This is a genomic window from Nocardioides sp. AN3 (genome assembly GCF_054653495.1).
In genome coordinates, this window is the sequence record NZ_BAAIGC010000005.1 from 175488 (window position 1) to 190749 (window position 15262).

The window sequence follows — 15262 nt, forward strand, 5'->3', positions numbered from 1 at the left end:
AAGTGGACCGGGCAGCCGAGCGAATGTTCTCGACATGGCCACCTCCCGCAACCGGCGATCTCGCCCGGCGACGACCTCAGCCCCAGCACTCGCACCCTGGACGCTTCAGATGCTCCGTGTCGACGCCGCCGAGTCCCGCGGTGACCTCGACGAAGCCCTCGACCTCATGGAGGAGATGCCGGACGGTCCCGATGGGCGGCCCTTCTGGCGACCGTCGCGTGTCGAACGTCTCCTCCAGCTGCGTCTGCTCGGCGCGGCGATGCCCTCCTGGGTGCACGCCCGCTGGCTTCTCGAGCAGGCGCTGCAGCCGCGCGAGGCCCGTCTGATGGATGTCGCCCGTCGCGCTCTGGAGACGGCGGTGCGTGTCCGCGGCGGCCACGCTGCGGTGCAGCACGCCTACCCGGTCGAGCCCGACGTCACGCTCATCGAGCACGACTGGGTCTTTCGCCAGTGCCACCTCTACGAGCTGGGGGGCCTGACCAGGTTCCTGGGAAGCGGGGCGAGCCCTGCTCTGGTGCGCAGAGCGAGCCACGTGCGGGAGTGGGCGCAGACGCCGATGGGTGGGTATCGACTCCTCGATCGCGGGTCGGCGCGGACGACGTTCAAGGACCTCGCCGGCGGCGAGCAGCTCGAGACGCCGAACATCGGAAGCGCCGCCCTGGTGATCCCCGGAGAGTGCGTGATCGGACGACTGGTCCCGATCACGACGGGCCGGATCTTCGAGTCCGTGCCTCTGCCGGTCCCGGAGGATCTCGCGCGGACCGTCGCGCGCCGGCCGCGATCGTGGCTCGACCTGCTGGAGCGCGCCACACAGGACGCGGCGGTCAGCGCGCACGTTCACCGCTTCGGGTTCGTCAGCGATCTTCCGACCGATCTCGCCGCAACCGCGATCCTCGACTCCGACGACAGAGCACCTGGAGATGTCGTGCGCGCTCTTCTCAAGACGGCAGAGGATGCGGTCGCGGACGCGCTCGACTGGACCGAGGAGGATGTCGACCCGTGGGCGTGCATCGGATCATTGGTGCAGTCGCCGGCTGTTCTCCACTCCTTGGCGCTCGATCAGAGTGACGTCGACGCGAACGTCTTCGCTCGGCTCAGCGAGCGGCTCGCCGAGCCGGCCGCATCGATCTGTCGTGGCATCGCAACGGAGCTTCGACACGTGGCGTGACCGGGTTCCTCACGCCATGACTCCTGATCAGGCGTCCTCCGACGGTCGCTCGTTGTAGACGCCGGACTCCTCCTGGCCGGTGAGCCGCTGGATCGCCGTCATCACCTCGTCGGTCAGGAGCCGTCTGGCCTTCCCGAGGGGCACTCCGTCGTACCTCCCGCGAGGGTCGATCGGCGTGCCGAACTCCACGTGCACCTTCACGATGCGCGGAATGCTCGAGCCGATGGGCTGGATGCGCTCGGTCCCCCGCAGCCCGACCGGGACGATCGGCACGCCCGCGGTGAGCGCCAGGTGTGCGGCGCCCGTGCGACCCCGGTGGAGTCGGCCGTCGCGACTGCGCGTGCCCTCCGGGTAGATCCCGAACGCCTCGCCCCGGCGAAGGACCTCGAGGGCGACGTCCAGGCTCTCCATCGCGGACTTGGTGTCGTCGCGGTCGACCGGCAGCATGCCGAGCGCCTCGAACCAGGCCCGCTGGATCGCACCGGAGACTCCGGTGCCGGTGAAGTACTCCGACTTCGCGAGGAACACGACCTTGCGCGGGGCCACCGAGGGGATGACCACCGAGTCGACGAAGCTCAGGTGGTTGCTCGCGAGGATGACGCCGCCGCTCCTCGGCACGTTCTCGACGCCCTGCACGTCAGGACGCCACACGGCCCTCAGCAGCGGGGGGACGACCCGGTGGAGCGCGTCGTAGAACATGAGGGCGATCATGTCGGGTGCCGACCGCTCGCCCCAACCTGGGGTCGGTTCCGGCGAGATCGCTGAGCGACGAGCTCCGTGTCTAGGCCGCCTCCTGAGCCGCCTCGAACGCCGCGGCGATCTCGAGCAGTCGCCTGTCGGCGCCGTGTGGCGCGACGATCTGGACGCCGACAGGCAGTCCCTCCGACGTCGTGCCGGCCGGGACCGAGATCGCGGGGCAGCCGGTGACGGTGATGTAGTACGCCGACCGCATCCAGTCCAGGTACGTCGCCATGGGCCGACCGTTGATCGCTGTCGGGAACTCCTGGTCGGCCGGGAACGGCGGGACCTGCGAGACCGGGAGGACCAGCACGTCGAAGGAGCCGAAGAAGAGCCGCATCGTCTCGGCGATTCGGGTGCGTTGCGCGTAGGCACGCGCCACGTCGGCACCGCTGAGCGTCTCGCCGGCCCGGATGTTGTCTGCGAGCGAGGGCTTGAACGCCTCCGGGTGGCGGGCCAGCAGTGCGCCGTACGACGCCTGGAAGTGCCAGGCCCGGAGTGTGCGGAAGGTGTCGTCGGCGAGGGAGAGGTCCGGCCACGCAGAGAAGACCTCGGCCCCGGAGCGGGCGAGCAGACGGCCTGCCTGCTCGACGACGGCTGCGACCTCGGCGTCGACCTCGAAGGCCCCACCCAGGTCGAGCGACCACGCCACGCGCAGACCGCGCAGGCTGCCGGCCAACGGGGGCGCGAAGGCAGTGCCGGGATCCCCCAGCGCCAGAGGGGCCCGCGGATCGGGTCCGGCGATGACCGAGAGCAGCAGCGCCAGGTCGCCGACGTTGCGCGCCATCGGGCCGCCGACCGAGGTGGTCTCCCACTGGTTCTGACGCGGCCACTCCGGGACGCGTCCGACGGAGGGCCGCAGACCGACGACGCCGCAGAACGAGGCAGGGTTGCGCAGCGAGCCGCCCATGTCGGAGCCCTCGGCGAGCGGCACCATCCCGGCCGCGAGCGCCGCGGCCGCGCCCCCACTCGACCCGCCCGCCGAGCGGCTCGTGTCGACCGGGTTGCGGGTGGTGCCGAAGAGGGTGTTGAAGGTGTGCGACCCGGCGGCGAACTCCGGGACGTTGGTGCGGCCGATCGTCACCACTCCGGCACGCCGGATGCGCTCGACGACCAGCTCGTCGGCGACGGGCACGTTGTCGCGATACAGCGGCGAGCCGTAGGTCGTGCGCCAGCCGGCCACCGCATGGGTGTCCTTGAAGGCGAAGGGCAGTCCGTGCAGCGGCCCGACCGACTGTCCCACCGCCAGGTGCTGGTCGGCGAGGGCCGCCCCCGCCCGGGCCCGCTCGACGTCGAGCGAGACGATCGCGTTGACCTCCGGGTTGCGCTCCGCGATGCGAGCCAGATGCAGCTCGAGCAGCTCGCGTGCCGAGATCTGGCGGGCACGCACCGCGCCCGCCATCTCCCGTGCCGAGGTGAACGTGTCCACGACCGCTGTGTCGCCCCGTCTCCTCCTAGGCGTTCTGCCACAGGCCGACGACGTTGCCCTCCGTGTCGGTGAAGTAGCCGGTGAACCCCATGTCGCCGACCGCCTGCTTGGCCATCTGCACCTTGCCGCCCGCCCGCTCCACCGCGGCCAGCGTGGCGTCGACGTCGTCGACGTCGATCACGATGTTGGTGCCACGGCTCGGGTCGTCGCGGCTGAACATGCCCCCGTTGATGAAGCCCGACTCGCTCGGTCCGCTCTGCGGATCGGTCGGCCCCGTCGCGACGATCGTGTAGCCCATGTCGGGCATCGGCATCAGCTGCCAGCCGAACAGCTCGGTGTAGAACCTGCCCGCGCGATCCGCGTCCTCGAACGGGATCTCGAAGTGGACGACCCTACCTGCCATTGCTCTCTCCTTTGAGTGTGGTGGTCGTCATCGCAGCCTTCTCCTGCGACGGCGCCGGGTCAACGGCGACCTCAATGGCGACCTCAAAGGCAACCTCGACGACCACCTCAACGACGGCCGAGCAGGCGGCCTGCCACGACGCCCAGCAGCACCAGCCCGGCCCCGACCGCGATGCCGCGGACGAACTCGTCGCGGTCGCCGCCGCGAGCGGGCGCAGTGAAGACCGTCTGAGCGGAGCGGGTCGGGGAGGGGATCTCGAGACGCTCGCCGGCGCTCGTTGCTCGACCGACGGATCGATCGCTGGTCGAGTAGCCCGAGCTCCTGGGCGAGGGCGTATCGAGACCACCCGCCCCGATCGCCTCGCCGACCCGCGTGAAGAAGTCGGCGGCCATCCGATTGGAGACGCTCGTGAGCATCCGCTGGCCGACGCCGCCGACCATGCCCCCGACCACGGCGTCGGCGTCGTAGGACACCTCCGTCCCGCCGTCGACCGCCGAGAACGACACGTTCACGACAGCGTCGATGGTGCCGGGCGCGCCCGCGCCGGTCAGCCTCATCACGAGCGACTCGCCCGGAGCGAGGTCGGAGAGCACGGCGGTGCCGTCGTAGGTGCCTTTGATGGCCGCGACGCCGGCGCTGACGGTCATCGCGTAGGTGCTCTCCCCCTGCTCCGAGGTGCTCAGCGCCTCCAGGCGCGAGCAGCCGGGAATGGCCCCGACGAGCACGGCGGGATCGAGGATCGCGTCCCAGACGGCGTCGACAGGGTGGGGCACGGTGACCGAGCCGGAGATCTTCACAGCGAGTGCTCCATCCTGAGGGTGAACAGCTCCGAGGGGGAGATCGGCATCGCGGTGAGCGCGAAGCCCTCGGCGTCGGAGATCGCGGAGGCGAAGACGGCCGCCGACGGGATGACGCCTGCCTCGCCGGCGCCCTTGATGCCGAGCGGGTTCAGCGGCGACGGCGTCTCGAGGTGGTCGATGTCGATGCCGTCGGGCACCTCGGTCACGTAGGGCATGAGGAAGTCCATGAAGGAGGCGTTGAGCAGCTGGCCCGAGGAGTCGTAGGCCATCCGCTCGTAGAGCGCACCGCCGACCCCCTGTGCCACGCCGCCGTGGATCTGGCCCTCGACGATCATGGGGTTGATGAGGTTCCCGCAGTCGTGGACGACGGCGTACTTGAGGATGCGGATCTCGGCGGTGTCCGGGTCGGTCTCCACGACGACGGCGTGCATCCCGGAGGCGAAGGTCGCCCGCTCGGGCGAGTAGAAGTCCTTGCCCTCCAGGCCCGGCTCGTCGTCCTCGGCGACCGGCGGCTTGCCCGGATCCCCGACCGAGAACTGGGTCGCGATCCTCGACTTCTCATCGAACGCGTAGCGCAGCGGGTTGGAGAGCACCGCGATGGTGCCGAGGTCGATGGCGGCGCCGCCGTCGAGCGGGGCGCCCTTCACCGAGACGACCCCGTCGACGATCTGGAGGTCGTCCTCGGAGGCCTCCAGCGCATCGGCGGCGATGCGCAGCACCTTCTCGCGTGCCCGCTTCGCGGCCAGGTGGATCGCCGACCCGGACATCACCGCTGCACGGGAGGCGAAGGTGCCGACGGCGTACGGCATGCGGCGGGTGTCGCCCGTGACCACCTCGACGTCGGCGAAGCGGCAGCCGAGCGTGTCGGCGACGAGCTGGGCGAAGACGGTCGCATGTCCCTGCCCCTGCGTCGTGAGACCGGTGGCCACCTTGACCTTGCCCGAGGTCTCGATGTGGACGTGCGCGCCCTCGTAGGGGCCGACCCCGGTGCCCTCGACGTAGCAGGCCAGCCCTATCCCGACCCGCCGCCCCTGGGATGCCATCTCCTCGCGGTAGGCGTCGAACTCGTCCCAGCCCACCAGCGCCTTGATCCTCTCCAGCATCGCCGGGTAGTCACCGGAGTCGTACTCGAGCTCGCGGCCGTCCTGGAAGATCAGGCCCTGGTCGTAGGGGAACTCGTCAGGCTGGATGAAGTTCACCGCGCGCACCTCGGTGCGGTCCTTCCCAAGCGCCTCGGCGATGGCGTCCATCGTCCGCTCCATGGCATAGCAGCCCTGCGGGCGACCGGCGCCGCGGTACGGCGTCACCATGACGGTGTTGGTGTAGAGGGACTCGAACACCACGCGGTAGGCGCCCGGCTTGTAGGGCCCGAGGAGCTGCGTCGAGGTGATGATGGGCACGATGAGCCCGTAGGGGATGTAGGCGCCGTGGTCGTGCCAGAAGGTCACGTCCAGGGCGAGCAGGCGACCCTCGTCATCGAAGCCGACCTCGACGTGCTGCACCTGGCCGCGCTCGTGTGCGCTGGAGATGAAGTGCTCGCGGCGGTCCTCGGTGAACTTCACCGTCCGCCCGAGGGCCATCGCGGCGAGCGGGACGAGGAGCTCCTCCGGCCAGGGGTGGTTGATCTTCACGCCGAAGCCGCCGCCGACGTCGGGGGTGATGACGTCGACCTGGCCGAGGTCGAGTCCGAGCTTGGCCGCCACAGCCGCGCGTACGCCGGTCGAGGACTGCGTCGAGGTCCAGACCTGCAGCCGGTTGGTGTCGGCGTCCCAGCGGGCGACCGTGCCGCGGCCTTCGAGAGGTGTGCAGGCCGACCGCTCGACGGTGAGGTCGAGGCTCAGGGTGCGCGGCGCCTTCGCCATCGCCGCGTCCACGTCGCCGGTGCTCTGCTCGAGGCGGGCCGCGACGTTGCCGGGCACGTCGGGATGCACCAGGTGCGTCGCCTGGCGCGCGGCGTCGAGGCCCACGACCGCGGGGAGGAAGTCGTAGGTCACCTCGATGCGCGCGAGGGCGTCCTCGGCGACGTAGCGGTCGGAGGCGACCACCAGGGCGATCGCCTCGCCGACGTAGTTGACCTCGTCCTTCGCCAATGCATACTGGGTCACCCCGTGGGTGAGCGCCGGGTGCGGGATGAGCAGCGGCAGGGGCTCGGCCATCGGGCCGGTCAGGTCGTCGTAGGTCCACACGGCGTGCACGCCGTCGACGTCGAGCACGCCCGAGACGTCGATGTCGACGATCCGCGCGTGCGCGTGAGGACTGCGCAGCACCGCGCAGTGCAGCGTGTCGGTGGAGACGGCGACGTCGTCGACATACCGCCCCCGACCGCGCAGGAAGCGCTGGTCCTCCACGCGTGGGACGCCCTGCCCCATGAGCTTCGTGGTCATCGCTGCTCCTGCATCAGCTCGGCAGCACGCTCAGCGGCCTTGACGATGTTCTGGTAGCCGGTGCAGCGGCACAGGTTGCCGGAGACCATCTCGCGGGCCTCGTCGTGGGTCGGCGTCGGATTGTCGCGCAGGGCGGCCGTGATCGTCGTGAGGAAGCCGGGCGTGCAGAAGCCACACTGGAGGCCGTGACACTCGGCGAAGGCCTGCTGCACGGGCCCGAGCGACCCGTCCTCGCGCGCCAGGCCCTCGACGGTCGTGATGTCGGCGCCCTGCGCCGTGACCGCGAACATCAGACAGGACCGGACGGGCCGGCCGTCGAGCAGCACGGTGCAGGCCCCGCAGACGCCGTGCTCGCAGCCCACGTGCGTCCCCGTCATCCCCAGATCGTGACGCAGCACGTCCGAGAGCAGCCGACGTGCGGGAACCTCCGCCTCACGGGTCACCCCGTTGACGGCCAATGTGATCCGGTGCCTCTCCTCGACGCTCACGCGGCCTCCCTCGCCTGCCGCACGACCTGAGTCGTCAGCACGCGCACCAGGTGGGCGCGGTAGTCGGCCGTCGCATGGAGGTCGCCGACCGGGTCGAGGTGGGCGAGGGCCGCCTCGCCGAGGTCCGCCTCCGGCACGTCGGTCAGGTCGACGACGGTGGGCACGTCGCTGACGGAGAGGTACGACGCCCGGACGGTGTCGCCGTCCACCAGGGCCGCCACCCCGCACAAGGCGTAGTCGCCCTGCCGACGGGCGATCTCGGCGAACGCGACGCTGGCGCCCTTCGGCAGGGCCGGGAAGAGTGCCCCCACAGCGAGCTCGTCCGGCGCCAGCGACGACTCCAACGGGCCGACGAAGAGCTCCTCGGCGAAGATGCTGCGCGCCCCTCGCACCGACCCGACGTCGAGGGAGCCACCCAGCAGGGCGAGCACCGCGGGAAGCTCAGCGGCGCTGTCGGCGTGGACGAGCGATCCCACCGACGTGCCGCGATTGCGGATGGTCGGGTGCGCGACATGGGCGAGGGCCTCGGCGAGCAGCGGTTGCACCTTCCTCGCCTCCCGGGAGGCGAGGAGGTCGGCGTGGCGCACCAGCGCTCCGACGTACACCCCTTCGTCGCGGACCTCGATGGCGTCCAGCCCCGCCACGGCGTTGATGTCCACCAGCGCCGACGGCGAGGCCAGCCGCATCGAGAGGAGCGGGACCAGGCTCTGCCCGCCCGCCAGGACCTTCGCACCTGTGCCGTCCTGCCCCTCGGCCGCCAGCGTCTCCCACGCCTCGGCAGGCGTCGCCGGGCGGTGGTAGCGGAAGGGCGCCGGCTTCACAGGGCTCTCGTCACCTCGTGAGCCCCGGCGTCAGATCTCGGACGGCGGTTGACCATGTGGTAGTAGACGATGACCATGATCGTCCCGAGCGCGATGCCCGACAGCGAGAAGTTGTCGGTGATCTTGAGGGTCACGCCGCCGATGCCGGCGATGATGCCGGCGGCGAGACCGACGATGTTGATGGGCTCGGCGAAGTCAACGCCGTTCTCGACCCAGATCTTGGCGCCCACCAGGCCGATCATGCCGTAGAGGACGACCGTGATGCCGCCGAGCACGCCGCCGGGCGTCGCGCTGACGATCTGGCCGAACTTCGGGCACAGGCCCAGCAGGATGGCGACGACGGCGGCGACGTAGTAGGCGGCTGTGGAGTACACCTTGGTCGCGCTCATGACACCGATGTTCTCGGCGTACGTCGTCGTCGGGCTGCCCCCGAACAGGCTGGCCAAGGCGGTCGCGCCGCCGTCGGCGGCGATCGCACGACCCATGTAGGGGTCGAGGTTGCGACCGGTCATCTCGGCGACTGCCTTCACGTGCCCGGTGTTCTCGGCGATGAGCGCGATGACGCCGGGCAGCACGAGCAGGATGAAGGTCAGGCTGAAGCTCGGGCCGTGGACCACGCTCACGCCGTCGGCCAGCTTGCCGCTCGGGAACCCGAACCAGTCGGCCTTGCTCACCAGCGACCAGTCCACCCGGTCGTGGTCGACCAGCTTGCCGTTGCTGGCGCCGGTGATGGAGTGGATCTGCCCGAAGAGCAGGTCGCAGAGCCACGAGAGCACGTAGCCGAAGATCAGGGCGAGGAAGACCGCGATGCGGCTCCAGAAGCCAGGCAGGAGGACGGCAGCGAAGACCATGAACGCCGAGGTGAGCAGCGCGACCCACTGGTCCTGGGGCCAGTAGATGCCCGCCACCACCGGCGCGAGGTTGAACCCGATCAGCATGACGACCGCGCCGGTCACGGCCGGCGGCAACAGCCTGTGCAGGAAGGCCGACCCGGCGAAGTGGATGGCGATGCCGACGAGGGCGAGCACGAGGCCCGCGACGAAGATCGACCCCGTGACGTCGGCCGAGTCGCCTCCCTGGGCGCGGATGGCCGCGACGCCGGCCACGAACGAGGCGCTCGTGCCGAGGTAGCTGGGCACCTTGTTCTGGCAGACCAGCAGGAACAGGATCGTGCAGACGCCCGAGAAGAAGATAGCCAGGTTGGGGTCGAGGCCCATGACGATCGGGAAGACGAACGTCGCACCGAACATGGCGACGACGTGCTGGGCTCCAAGGCCGACGGTCTTGCCCCAGCCGAGCCGCTCCTCGGGAGCGACGGGCTCACCCGGAGCCGGGTCGACCCTCGTCCACGTGAACAACGATGCCATCGGTGCACCCTTCTCACTCGTGCCTCGGCTCGGCAGAGCCGCAGCGGATCTGCTCAAGGTAATGACGCAGATCATCCCGACTCGATGGCGACACCTGCTGAAGGCTCACCAGATCGCGTGGCATCAGTTGTGAGGTCTCGCCCTCGACGGATCAGCCGGTGATCTCGAGGACGCGCAGGGCGACGGCGACGTCGAGCCGCAGGTGCGGGTCCTCCGACAGCGGGCCGAGCAGCCGCTCCAGCTTGGAGACGCGGTAGCGCATCGTGTTGTAGTGGAAGAACTGGCTGCGGGCGGCCTCCGCCACGTTGAAGTTCGTGTCGAGCAGGACCTGGAGCGTACGACGCAGGTCAGCCGCCTCCGCGGAGTCGTCCGCCAGTGGCCCGAGGACGTCGTGGGCGAAGGAGCGAAGCTCTGAGGAGTCGGGGATGAGGGCGATCAGCCGGTGCAGCCCGAGGCTGTCGAAGAACGTGGTCGAGCCGCCGCCGTGCACCCGCCGCCCGACCTCGACCGCCCGCTGCGCCTGCGCGTAGGCCTCCGGAAGGTCGTCGAGCGTGGCCGCGACGCGGCTGACGCCCACGCTGAACGGACGGCGCCCTCCCCCCTTGTCGCCGGCGACCGCGGTCACGGCCCGGCGCACGATGCCGTGCCCGTCCTCGGCGTCCTGCGCGACGGGCAGCAGGACGACCACCTCCGAGGAGAAGTCGACGGTCGGGATCGTGTCGTCGAGGCTGCGGGTCACCTGGCGCCACGCGGCAGCGAACCGCTCCTGCCATTGTCGCCGGACCAGTCGCGAGACCGCTGCAGCGTCGGGCGGCGAAGGATCGATCTCGGCACACAGCACGACCATCGGACGGTCGAGGTCCCACCCGAAGGTGGCGGCGTGCTCGGCGACGTAGTCGTCGCTGCTCGGCAACCCACCCGTGCGGTGCAGGAAGAGGTCGCGGAGGAAGTCGCCCTGGTACTTGTTCTCGACGGCCGTGATCGCCTCCTGCCGCGTGATCAGCAGCGCGGCGACCGCGGCGGCGCGCTCCAGGGCATGGACGTCGTCCTCGGTGATCGGTCCGTCGAGCTTGACCGCGATGAGCCGTGCGAGATCGGACCCGCCCGCGGCGACCCGCTGGCTGCGCGCCTCGCCGCCGCCGGGGAGGGGGACGTGGGCCCCGCTCAGGCGCTCGATGCGGATCCGGCCCGTCGGGTCCACCAGGTCGTGCTCGTCGAGCACGGCACGGTGGTCGATCGTCACCGCGGCGGCGCGCTCGCGGCCGTCGGTCGAGGTGACGAGGACACCTGCGCCGAGGACCCGCGCCACCTCGGCGCCGATGTTGTCGAGCGTGCCGTCCTCGAGGACGATCTGGGTGAGGGCACGGTGGAGGGTGTCGATCCGGGCGAGCGCCTCGATCGCGCTGTGCTGTTCGACGTGCTGGTCCGTGAGCTGGTCGGTCACGCTCGGCCCCTCCTCGACGTCCGTGGCAACATCTGCGGCGACCTCACCCGATCGTTGTCAGATCCTCACATCGGCACAGCGGAAAGTCCACGGCTAGCGTCGGGGAGGTGAATCCGCCGACCCGGCTGCCCGCGGCCGCACCGCGCCGCGTGAGAGACCGCATCGCACTCACCCCGGACGGTCCGACCCGGATCATCCACCGCAGCCCGCACTCGCTCTACCTCGAGGTGGCCGGCTGGTGCGTCGGCGTCGTCGACGCAGCCGCCGTCGGGGTCCCCTGTGCCTTGCGGGTGACCAGCTTGGCGGGGGTGGCCGGCGACCGGGCCCATGTCGAGGACGGCGTCCTCCATCTCGACGGCACCGCGGTGGCGGTCGGTCGGATCGTCGACGTGGCGGTGCCCTTGCTCAGAGCGGCTGCCCCGCCCCAGCCAGCCGCCGCGAGCGCCGCGTCGTCCTGGGTGGCGGGGCTGATCGGCGCGGGTGAGGGTCTCACGCCCTACGGCGACGACGTGCTCTGTGGCTGGCTGGCGATCCATCGCGCGGCCGGCGTCGCCACGCCCCCGGTCGACGCTGCCGTCCGGCGGCTTCTCCCCCGCACCACGCTCCTGTCGGCAACGCTGCTCGACTGTGCGATGCGCGGCGAGGTGATGCCGGAGTTCGCCGCCTGGGTGCGCCACCTCGGCACGTCCGAGGGCGCGGCAACGGCGGCGGCGCTCGAGGCGGTCGGGCACACCTCCGGTCGAGGGCTGCTCGAGGGCGGGCGCCGGGCGCTGATCGAGCTCGGCCTCGCCGAGCTCGCGACCGGACCGGGAGGTGTGGCCGCATGACACACGTCCACGTCGACATCCGGTCGGGTGCCTACGCGGACTCGGTGACGCTTCTGCAGGTCAGCCGTCAGGCGCAGGAGCTGCCCGGCGTGCTCGCCGCCCAGGTGGCGATGGCGACGCCGCTCAACGTGGACGTGCTGGCCGGGATGGGGCTGCCGGTGCGGCGTGAGGTCAGTCCCAACGACCTCGTGGTCGCCTTCCGGCTGGACTCGGCCGACGGCGTGCCCGACGTCCTGGCAGCGATCGACGGGCTGCTGGCGCAGGCCAGCCGCCGACCGGACACGGGGGCGGCGAGCGAGCTGGCGCCGCCACGCACGACCGCGGCTGCGCTGCGCCGCAGTCCCGAGGCGATCGTGTTGGTCTCCGTGCCCGGCGACCTCGCGGTGCTCGAGGCGATGGACGCGGTCGAGTCGGGACGCGACGTGATGGTCTTCAGCGACAACATGCCGCTGGAGCAGGAGGTCGCACTGAAGCGCGCAGCCTCGGCGCGCGGGTGCCTCGTGATGGGGCCCGACTGTGGGACGGCCGTCGTGGGCGGGCTCGGACTCGGCTTCGCCAATGTCGTCCAGCCCGGGCCGGTCGGCATCGTCGCCGCCTCGGGCACCGGGACCCAGCAGCTGCTGGCGCTGCTCGACCACGCCGGTGTCGGGGTCTCCTCGGCCCTCGGCGTGGGCGGTCGTGACCTGTCGGCCGGCGTCGGCGGCCTGTCGACACGCGAGGCGTTGCGCCGCCTCGACGAGGACGAGTCGGTGGAGCTCGTCGTGCTGCTGTCCAAGCCACCGGCGCCGGAGGTCGTGGCGGCGATCACGTCGTACGCCGGCGGCCTCTCGACCCCGGTCGAGACCGCTCTGCTGGGGCCGGGGGCGCCCGACCTCACGGCGTCGGCCGAGACGGTGCTGAGCCGGCTGGGGGTGCCCGTGCCGGAGTGGCCCGTCCATGGGCTGGCCCATCCCGCGCCCTCCGGCCGTTGGCTGCGCGGGCTCTTCGTCGGCGGCACGCTGTGCGACGAGGCGATGCTGATCGCCACAGCGGCGCTCGGCCCGGTGCGCTCCAACATCCCGCTCGAGCCTGACCGGGCCCTGCCACCGTCGTTGACCGCGGAGGGTCACACGTTCGTCGACTTCGGCGACGACGCGCTGACCATCGGCCGCGCGCATCCGATGATCGACCCGACGCTCCGGCTCGAGCACCTGACGCGCGCCGCCGCCGATCCGGCGACAGGGGTCATCCTGCTCGACGTCGTCCTCGGCCACGGCGCCGACGCCGACCCTGCCGCCACCCTCGCGCCCACCCTCCGCCAGATCCACCAACCGGTCGTCGTGACACTGGTCGGCACCGCCGGTGACCCGCAGGACCTCCATCGTCAGGCCCGGGCGCTCGCGACCGCCGGGGCCGAGGTCCACCTGTCCAACGCCGGCGCGACCCGCCGTGCCCTCGAGCTGCTCGGAGATCGCCGATGACATCCCCTGTCGACACCGTCGTCGCCTCCGGCATCGACCTGCTGGCCACGTCCGTCGAGGACCAGGCGGTCACGGTCAGCCGGGTCGACTGGCGTCCGCCGATGCCGGGGACCGCCGCCGATCTCGCCACCCTCGCCACCGACCCGCTTCGCCCGGACGCCAACCGGCAGGCGCTCGAGGCCTTCCTCGGCGTCACCGCGCGGCTCGTCGACGTCGCGCCGGCCGCCCAGGTGCTGGGGCTCGAGCACGGCCAGTTCCTCCATGCGGGCCCGCCCATCACCTGGGATCGCGCGTCAGGCCCGCTGCGCGGCGGCCTCATGGCGGCCGCCGCCTTCGAGGGCCTCGTCGCGGATCCCGAGGACGCGCCCGCGCTCTTCGAGGGCGGCTCCTTCACCTTCGAGCCGTGTCACCATCACGGCGCGGTCGGCCCGATGGCGGGCGTCGTCTCGCCGTCGATGTGGATGTCGGTGCTCGAGGACGCCGACAGCCGGAGGCGGACGTTCTGCTCCCTCAACGAGGGGCTGGGCAAAGTCCTGCGCTACGGCGCCTATGACGCCGGCGTGCTCACCCGTCTGCGCTGGATGCGCGACGTGCTGGGTCCGGCACTGCAGCGCGCCGTCCGCGGCCTCGCGGACTCGGGCGGACTGCTCGACGTGACCGGCATCCTGACCCAGATGCTCCAGATGGGCGACGAGGCGCACAACCGCAACCGCGCCGGCACGCTGATGCTCCTGCGCGACCTCTCCCCCTGGCTGGTGACCAGCGGGCTGGAAGCGGCCGACGTGGCCGAGGTGCTCCGCTTCGTCGGTGGCAACGACCACTTCTTCCTGAACCTGGCCATGCCGGCCTGCAAGCTCGCGCTCGATGCGGCGCGCGACGTCCCCGGCTCCACGATGGTGGTCGCGATGGCCCGCAACGGCACCGACTTCGGCATCCAGGTCTCCGGCACGTCAGACGAGTGGTTCACCGGTCCGGCGCAGGTGCCCGAGGGACTCTTCCTGGGCGACTACGGTCCCGATGACGCCAACCCCGACATCGGCGACTCCGCGATCACGGAGACGGCCGGCATCGGTGGCTTCGCGATGGCGACGGCACCTGCGATCGTCCGCCTCGTCGGCGGCAGCGTCCCGGACGCACTCGCCACCACCCGTCGCATGCAGGAGATCTGCCTGGGCGAGAACCCCCGTTGGAGCGTTCCGGTGCTGGAGTTCCAGGGCGTGCCGGCCGGCATCGACGTCACCCGGGTCTGCCGGACGGGCATCCTCCCCCAGATCAACACGGGCATGGCTGGCAAGGTGGCCGGAACCGGTCAGGTCGGCGCCGGGCTCGTCAACCCTCCCGCGGACATCTTCCCGGCGGCGCTCGCCAGGCTGGCGGCCCTCACCCGAGAGCGGGCAGCCACAGGGCCTGTCTGACGTCCACCGCGCCCGACGGCCGCAGCGGCGTGCCCTCCTCGAGCCAGGCCTGCCGTGCCTCGTCGAGCAGCCAGCCGGGAAGTGTCCCGTCGGAGCGGACGCAGCGCCACCAGGTGACGCTCGAGCCATGCCGCGACATCACACGCGCCACCGACCGCGGCCCGTGTCCGTGGACGTCGAAGAGGACGTCCGCCACAGCGCCGTACGTCGTCACCCGTCCAGGCGGCACCTGCTCGACGACCGAGAGGACGGCGTCGTCGTACTCGGTGAGGTCCGGGCTCACATCCACCCGGGGCAGATTAGCGCCCACGTCGGCGCGCCGGACGCCTTCGCCTGCGTGAGCAGCACGAGGGCGGCCACGACCGCCAGCAGGACGGCGAGAGAGATGGTGACCACCTGAGTCATCCGCGACTGCTTCATCACGACCCTCCACGACGCGGGCCGCCGAGATGCGGCCCACCCCCTGCAACGAGGACCGCCCGCCCGGAGTTATCCGGACGGGCGGCGGATCCCTCAGA

At 71.3% G+C, this 15262-nt stretch carries 15 protein-coding genes; 4 read left to right on the forward strand and 11 right to left on the reverse strand.

Annotated elements, in window-relative coordinates; all coding sequences use genetic code 11:
- Window positions 1-34 precede the first annotated feature (34 nt).
- A complete protein-coding gene (locus ACYQ1K_RS08245) occupies window positions 35-1168 on the forward strand; it encodes a hypothetical protein (protein WP_459982343.1) in 1134 nt (377 codons plus the stop codon).
- A 27-nt stretch (window positions 1169-1195) separates the two neighbouring features.
- Here ACYQ1K_RS08245 and ACYQ1K_RS08250 read toward each other — a convergent pair whose 3' ends face one another.
- From ACYQ1K_RS08250 to ACYQ1K_RS08290, 9 genes are all read right to left on the reverse strand, one after another.
- Window positions 1196-1879 carry a lysophospholipid acyltransferase family protein gene (locus ACYQ1K_RS08250; RefSeq protein ID WP_459982344.1) on the reverse strand — a complete coding sequence of 228 codons (684 nt, stop codon included), beginning with the start codon at window positions 1877-1879 and terminating at the stop codon, window positions 1196-1198.
- A 70-nt stretch (window positions 1880-1949) separates the two neighbouring features.
- On the reverse strand, window positions 1950-3335 hold the full coding sequence (locus ACYQ1K_RS08255; RefSeq protein WP_459982345.1) for an amidase: 1386 nt from the start codon (window positions 3333-3335) through the stop codon (window positions 1950-1952).
- A gap of 25 nt (window positions 3336-3360) precedes the next feature.
- Complete coding sequence (locus tag ACYQ1K_RS08260) at window positions 3361-3738, reverse strand: VOC family protein (protein ID WP_459982346.1); 378 nt, start codon at window positions 3736-3738, stop codon at window positions 3361-3363.
- 107 nt (window positions 3739-3845) lie between these two features.
- Complete coding sequence (locus tag ACYQ1K_RS08265) at window positions 3846-4535, reverse strand: SRPBCC family protein (RefSeq protein ID WP_459982347.1); 690 nt, start codon at window positions 4533-4535, stop codon at window positions 3846-3848.
- Window positions 4532-6922, reverse strand: a complete 2391-nt coding sequence (gene cutA / locus ACYQ1K_RS08270; protein ID WP_459982348.1) for an aerobic carbon-monoxide dehydrogenase large subunit — start codon at window positions 6920-6922, stop codon at window positions 4532-4534. Before cutA ends, ACYQ1K_RS08265 begins: the two co-directional genes overlap by 4 nt.
- Window positions 6919-7410, reverse strand: a complete 492-nt coding sequence (locus ACYQ1K_RS08275; protein ID WP_459982349.1) for a (2Fe-2S)-binding protein — start codon at window positions 7408-7410, stop codon at window positions 6919-6921. Before ACYQ1K_RS08275 ends, cutA begins: the two co-directional genes overlap by 4 nt.
- Window positions 7407-8231 (reverse strand): FAD binding domain-containing protein, encoded by an 825-nt coding sequence (locus ACYQ1K_RS08280; RefSeq protein WP_459982350.1) that lies wholly within the window; start codon window positions 8229-8231, stop codon window positions 7407-7409. The genes ACYQ1K_RS08275 and ACYQ1K_RS08280 overlap by 4 nt, the downstream gene beginning before the upstream one ends.
- Window positions 8228-9598, reverse strand: coding sequence for a uracil-xanthine permease family protein (locus ACYQ1K_RS08285; RefSeq protein ID WP_459982351.1), 1371 nt, complete (start codon window positions 9596-9598; stop codon window positions 8228-8230). The genes ACYQ1K_RS08280 and ACYQ1K_RS08285 overlap by 4 nt, the downstream gene beginning before the upstream one ends.
- Window positions 9599-9749: 151 nt before the next feature.
- On the reverse strand, window positions 9750-11042 hold the full coding sequence (locus ACYQ1K_RS08290; protein ID WP_459982352.1) for a PucR family transcriptional regulator: 1293 nt from the start codon (window positions 11040-11042) through the stop codon (window positions 9750-9752).
- A 107-nt stretch (window positions 11043-11149) separates the two neighbouring features.
- Between ACYQ1K_RS08290 and ACYQ1K_RS08295 the strand changes: the two genes are divergently transcribed.
- Genes ACYQ1K_RS08295 through ACYQ1K_RS08305 form a run of 3 tightly spaced genes read left to right on the forward strand, consistent with a single transcriptional unit; the run spans window position 11150 to window position 14744 of the window.
- Window positions 11150-11869 carry an oxamate carbamoyltransferase subunit AllH family protein gene (locus ACYQ1K_RS08295; RefSeq protein WP_459982353.1) on the forward strand — a complete coding sequence of 240 codons (720 nt, stop codon included), beginning with the start codon at window positions 11150-11152 and terminating at the stop codon, window positions 11867-11869.
- A complete protein-coding gene (locus ACYQ1K_RS08300) occupies window positions 11866-13329 on the forward strand; it encodes an AllF/FdrA family protein (RefSeq protein WP_459982354.1) in 1464 nt (487 codons plus the stop codon). Before ACYQ1K_RS08295 ends, ACYQ1K_RS08300 begins: the two co-directional genes overlap by 4 nt.
- Window positions 13326-14744, forward strand: a complete 1419-nt coding sequence (locus ACYQ1K_RS08305) for a YlbE family protein (RefSeq protein ID WP_459982355.1) — start codon at window positions 13326-13328, stop codon at window positions 14742-14744. The genes ACYQ1K_RS08300 and ACYQ1K_RS08305 overlap by 4 nt, the downstream gene beginning before the upstream one ends.
- Here ACYQ1K_RS08305 and ACYQ1K_RS08310 read toward each other — a convergent pair.
- Both ACYQ1K_RS08310 and ACYQ1K_RS08315 read right to left on the reverse strand, forming a co-directional pair.
- Window positions 14710-15033: an MGMT family protein gene (locus ACYQ1K_RS08310; RefSeq protein ID WP_459982356.1), complete on the reverse strand. Its 324-nt coding sequence runs from the start codon at window positions 15031-15033 to the stop codon at window positions 14710-14712. The two genes, ACYQ1K_RS08305 and ACYQ1K_RS08310, sit on opposite strands and share 35 nt — an antisense overlap.
- Window positions 15024-15149: a hypothetical protein gene (locus ACYQ1K_RS08315; protein ID WP_459982357.1), complete on the reverse strand. Its 126-nt coding sequence runs from the start codon at window positions 15147-15149 to the stop codon at window positions 15024-15026. The genes ACYQ1K_RS08310 and ACYQ1K_RS08315 overlap by 10 nt, the downstream gene beginning before the upstream one ends.
- Window positions 15150-15262: the final 113 nt, after the last annotated feature.